Annotated in this window: 3 protein-coding genes and 1 pseudogene; 3 read left to right on the top strand and 1 reads right to left on the bottom strand. The window is 42.8% G+C overall.

Features of this window, described 5'->3' with window-relative positions; all coding sequences use genetic code 11:
- Window positions 1–132: 132 nt before the first annotated feature.
- Window positions 133–655 (top strand): annotated as a pseudogene (locus F6K38_RS37115) (nitroreductase family protein); the annotation flags it as partial.
- 51 nt (window positions 656–706) lie between these two features.
- Window positions 707–1432 carry a pirin family protein gene (locus tag F6K38_RS37110; RefSeq protein WP_008190546.1) on the top strand — a complete coding sequence of 242 codons (726 nt, stop codon included), beginning with the start codon at window positions 707–709 and terminating at the stop codon, window positions 1430–1432.
- 174 nt (window positions 1433–1606) lie between these two features.
- On the opposite strand, the gene F6K38_RS37105 is transcribed toward F6K38_RS37110, so the two are convergent.
- Window positions 1607–2197, bottom strand: a complete 591-nt coding sequence (locus F6K38_RS37105; RefSeq protein ID WP_008190544.1) for a 2OG-Fe(II) oxygenase — start codon at window positions 2195–2197, stop codon at window positions 1607–1609.
- A gap of 140 nt (window positions 2198–2337) precedes the next feature.
- Here F6K38_RS37105 and F6K38_RS37100 point away from each other — a divergent pair, with 140 nt between their 5' ends.
- Complete coding sequence (locus F6K38_RS37100) at window positions 2338–3576, top strand: RNA-guided endonuclease InsQ/TnpB family protein (RefSeq protein WP_071986982.1); 1239 nt, start codon at window positions 2338–2340, stop codon at window positions 3574–3576.
- Window positions 3577–3754: the final 178 nt, after the last annotated feature.

The raw sequence follows: 3754 nt of genomic DNA, 5'->3' as shown, positions 1-3754 counted from the left end.
CGTTCTCTAATATTTCCATTTTCTTCTATTTTTAAGGCTTTTTGAAGTATTGTTTTTTGCTCTTGTGTCAGATAATTTTTTGCTGGCATATTTCCTATTATTGGGTTATTTATTAATTTTTATTATACCAATTTAAATGCCGAACAGCTTAATCAGCGTCAAGTAACAGAAGCTCCAGTTGTATTAATTTGTTGTGGCGATCGCCGAGTTACTCAAACCGATTACATTGAATCGGTGATTCAACTAGGGTTAGATGTTGGTGGAGTCAATGATGCTTATGCAGATTTTATGCGTAGCTCCATTCCTCAATTGTTTGAGTATCATCCCTCGTTTCAATCCACCGAAGCCTGGACAAATCGTCACACTATGTTAGCCGTTGCTCATTTAATGATTGTGGCAAAAAGCTTTGGGGTTGATACCTGTCCCATGGAAGGATTTGTGTCTGCTCAAATTAAAGAAGCATTTAACATTCCTGCGGAAGTAGATGTGTGTTGTTTACTCCCCATGGGATACGCCGCTGAACCCTGTCTTGATGCAGTCGCTCATGGGGGAAACCCCCAAGACCGCGCTGCATCGCTTTAAACTCTATGGTGGACGGTTTGATATCGAACAAGTTTACTATGGGGAGAGCTTTGGAGAATCATTCCAAGTGTAGTACTCCTCAAAGTTTATTAATGACTAATTACAAGATTTGGAAACAAACCCGATGACTGTAACCACAAACAATCAGAAAGTAATCAAAATTCGTAAATCCTCTGAAAGAGGACACGCTAATTACGGTTGGCTCGATTCTTATCACACCTTTTCCTTTGCTAACTATTACGACCCCGCTCATATGGGATTTGGCAAACTGCGGGTAATTAATCAAGACCGGATTGAAGGTGGAACTGGCTTTGGAACTCACTCCCATAGAGATATGGAAATTATTTCCTATGTCCTAGAAGGAGCCCTTGAGCACAAAGATACCCTTGGCAATACAACCGTTATTCGTCCTGGTGAAGTGCAACGGATGAGTGCAGGAAAAGGTATTGCCCACAGTGAGTATAATTATTCAGCCACTGACATCGCCCATTTTTTTCAAATCTGGATTCTACCGAATCAAACTCGATTAATACCAAGCTACGAGCAGAAATTTTATGCACCAGAAGAAAAGCAGAATCAATTAAGACTAGTTGCTTCAGAGGATGGACGGGATGGTTCTGTGACCATTCATCAAGATGTTAATGTCTATGCCACGAATCTGGATGCTGGTGCATCAGTAATAACCCATGCTAATCAAGATCGTCATATTTGGGTACAAGTAGCACGAGGTCAGGTCAAGTTAGATAATTACTTGCTACAAGCTGGTGATGGTGCTGCTATTTCTCAAGCAGAATCTGTGATGTTAGTGGGTCAAGAGCAAGCAGAGGTGTTGCTGTTTGATTTGGCTTAAATCGAGATATCTGAGCATCTGTACATTTGAAGTTACTGGTTTGCCATTGGCTAAAACCTTGATTTTTACTTTCACTTGGGTAAGTCCTATCGCCATTCTTGATAGCGGTAAACAAAAAGGGTTTCAGGCTAGATTGCCCCTGGTGACAGCTTCGCTAGTTCTACCCCTGATCGATCAAACTCCATCGAAGATCCGACTATTAATCCAAGCTACTAGAGCAAAGCGGGTTCCTCGTGTAACGGGCTGTACCTGGTGAATCCAACTGGATGGGAAGAGTGTTGCTGAGCCTTGCTCTGTGCTAGCCACTTGTACAGCTTTCCTAAAGATGAGACTTCCCCCCTCATAGTCTTCAGGTGGGCTAAGTTGAACGACAATGCTGATACGGCGTCCACCAATTACACCTTTGTTGACATCAGTATGTTCCTTATAATGACCTCCGATCCCGTAACGTAGGAGAAGAATTGGTTCTGAAAATTCCTTCTCAATATTGAAGTTAAATACCTCGTTAGCCTGATCTGCACATGCGATTAGGCGTTGATAAAGCCAGCTATACTCAGTTAATTGAGGGATCTTGAGAAGATGTGCCCATCGATAAGAACGGTCAATTACTTGCTTAGAGTAGTCATGACCGACACGAATTTTTGCTTCTTCCAACTCGTGCTTCGCTGCATCTTCAACCAGGTCAACACACTCTCCAATAGAGAGAACTCCAGGGAAGGTCATTAAATGTTGATGAGGGGGTTGAGGGCTTACCACAATAGACATCAGATAATTTCCTATGGGAGAATTTAATGTTTCATCTATCTTCGGCGTGGAGACTCCCGTTATAGCGAAGCTTAACGGTGAGAGGAAACGCCGCCCTGCTCTATTGTATGACTTCACAATAAGTGGTGTATAATGTGAGTATGATTCAACGTGCCTATCGCTATCGCTTTTATCCAACGACCGAGCAAGAAACTCTCTTGCGACGGACACTGGGTTGTACTCGGTTGGTTTACAACATGGCTTTAGCAGCTAGGACTCAAGCTTGGTATGAGAATCAAGAACGAGTTGGGTATGCACAAACATCCTCAATGCTAACAAGTTGGAAAAAGCAAGAAGAGCTTAGTTTCCTTAATGAGGTTAGCTGTGTACCGCTTCAACAAGGCTTGAGGAACCTTTCGGCGAAGCCGACGCTACGCGAACAAAAAGCCTTTGCGAATTTCTGGGCAGGACGTGCTAAATATCCCAATTTCAAAAAGAAACATAATGGCGGTAGTGTTGAATTTACTAAGTCGGCTTTCCGTTGGAAGAATGGGCAAGTGTTTTTAGCTAAATGCTCTGAGCACTTGCCAATCCGATGGAGTAAAAAAATACCTGAAAATTGCACTCCTTCTACTATTACTGTCAAGTTGGATGCTAGAGGACGTTGGTATGTATCTCTTCTGGTAGATGACCATACTATTAAGCCTTTTCCAAAAACTGATAAGTCTATCGGTTTGGATGTGGGCATAAATAGCTTGATCGCTACTAGTGACGGAGAAAAGATTACTAATCCCAAGCACTTTAAGGGGTTACACCAGAAATTAAGACGTGTTCAAAAAGTACTGTCTCGCAAGAAAAAAGGTTCTAACAACAGACAAAAAGCTAGACTAAAAGTAGCTAAAGTACATGCACACATAACTGATACCCGTAAAGACTTTTTGCATAAGCTGACTACTCAACTGGTACGCGAAAACCAAACGATTGTCGTTGAGGATTTAGCTATAAAAAACATGGTGAAGAACCATAAACTTGCCCTTGCTATTAGCGACGCTAGTTGGGGGGAATTAACTAGACAACTGGATTACAAATGCCAGTGGTATGGTCGAGACTTAATTAAGATTGACCGATGGTTTCCTAGTTCTAAAAGATGTGGGAACTGTGGGCATATCGTTGATAAAATGCCGTTGGATATTAGGGAGTGGAAGTGTCCTGAATGTGGGATTATCCATGACCGTGATATCAACGCGAGTCAGAATATTTTGGCGGCAGGACTTGCCGTGTCAGTCTGTGGAGCGAACATAAGACCTGACAACCATAAGGTTGAAGGGCAGTTGCGAAAATCCCGTTCGCGTAGCGTCGGCTTTCTCGAAACGGGAAGGAAACAGAAACCTAAATCGTGAGGTTTAGGAATCCCCCACTATAGCGGTAGCTTAGTGGCGGGAGGATGTCAAAGAGAGAAAAGCTACAAGAGTCCGTCGTTCCCCTCGAACAACAGGAGTCACCTCGTGGAGTAGATCACCTGCACTGAGTACCATCTGAGTTGACAAAGGATGATATATATTGGTAGACCCTCCTTGA

The sequence above is a fragment of the Moorena sp. SIO3B2 genome (assembly GCF_010692525.1).
Lineage (GTDB): Bacteria > Cyanobacteriota > Cyanobacteriia > Cyanobacteriales > Coleofasciculaceae > Moorena > Moorena producens.
This window is presented reverse-complemented; position numbering and strand designations above follow the sequence as displayed.

Bases quoted from the DNA above. Each gene is read 5' to 3' on its own strand.
- F6K38_RS37105 (WP_008190544.1), bottom strand. From the start codon at position 2,197: ATGTCTATTGTGGTAAGCCCTCAACCCCCTCATCAACATTTAATGACC.
- F6K38_RS37110 (WP_008190546.1), top strand. From the start codon at position 707: ATGACTGTAACCACAAACAATCAGAAAGTAATCAAAATTCGTAAATCC.
- F6K38_RS37100 (WP_071986982.1), top strand. From the start codon at position 2,338: ATGATTCAACGTGCCTATCGCTATCGCTTTTATCCAACGACCGAGCAA.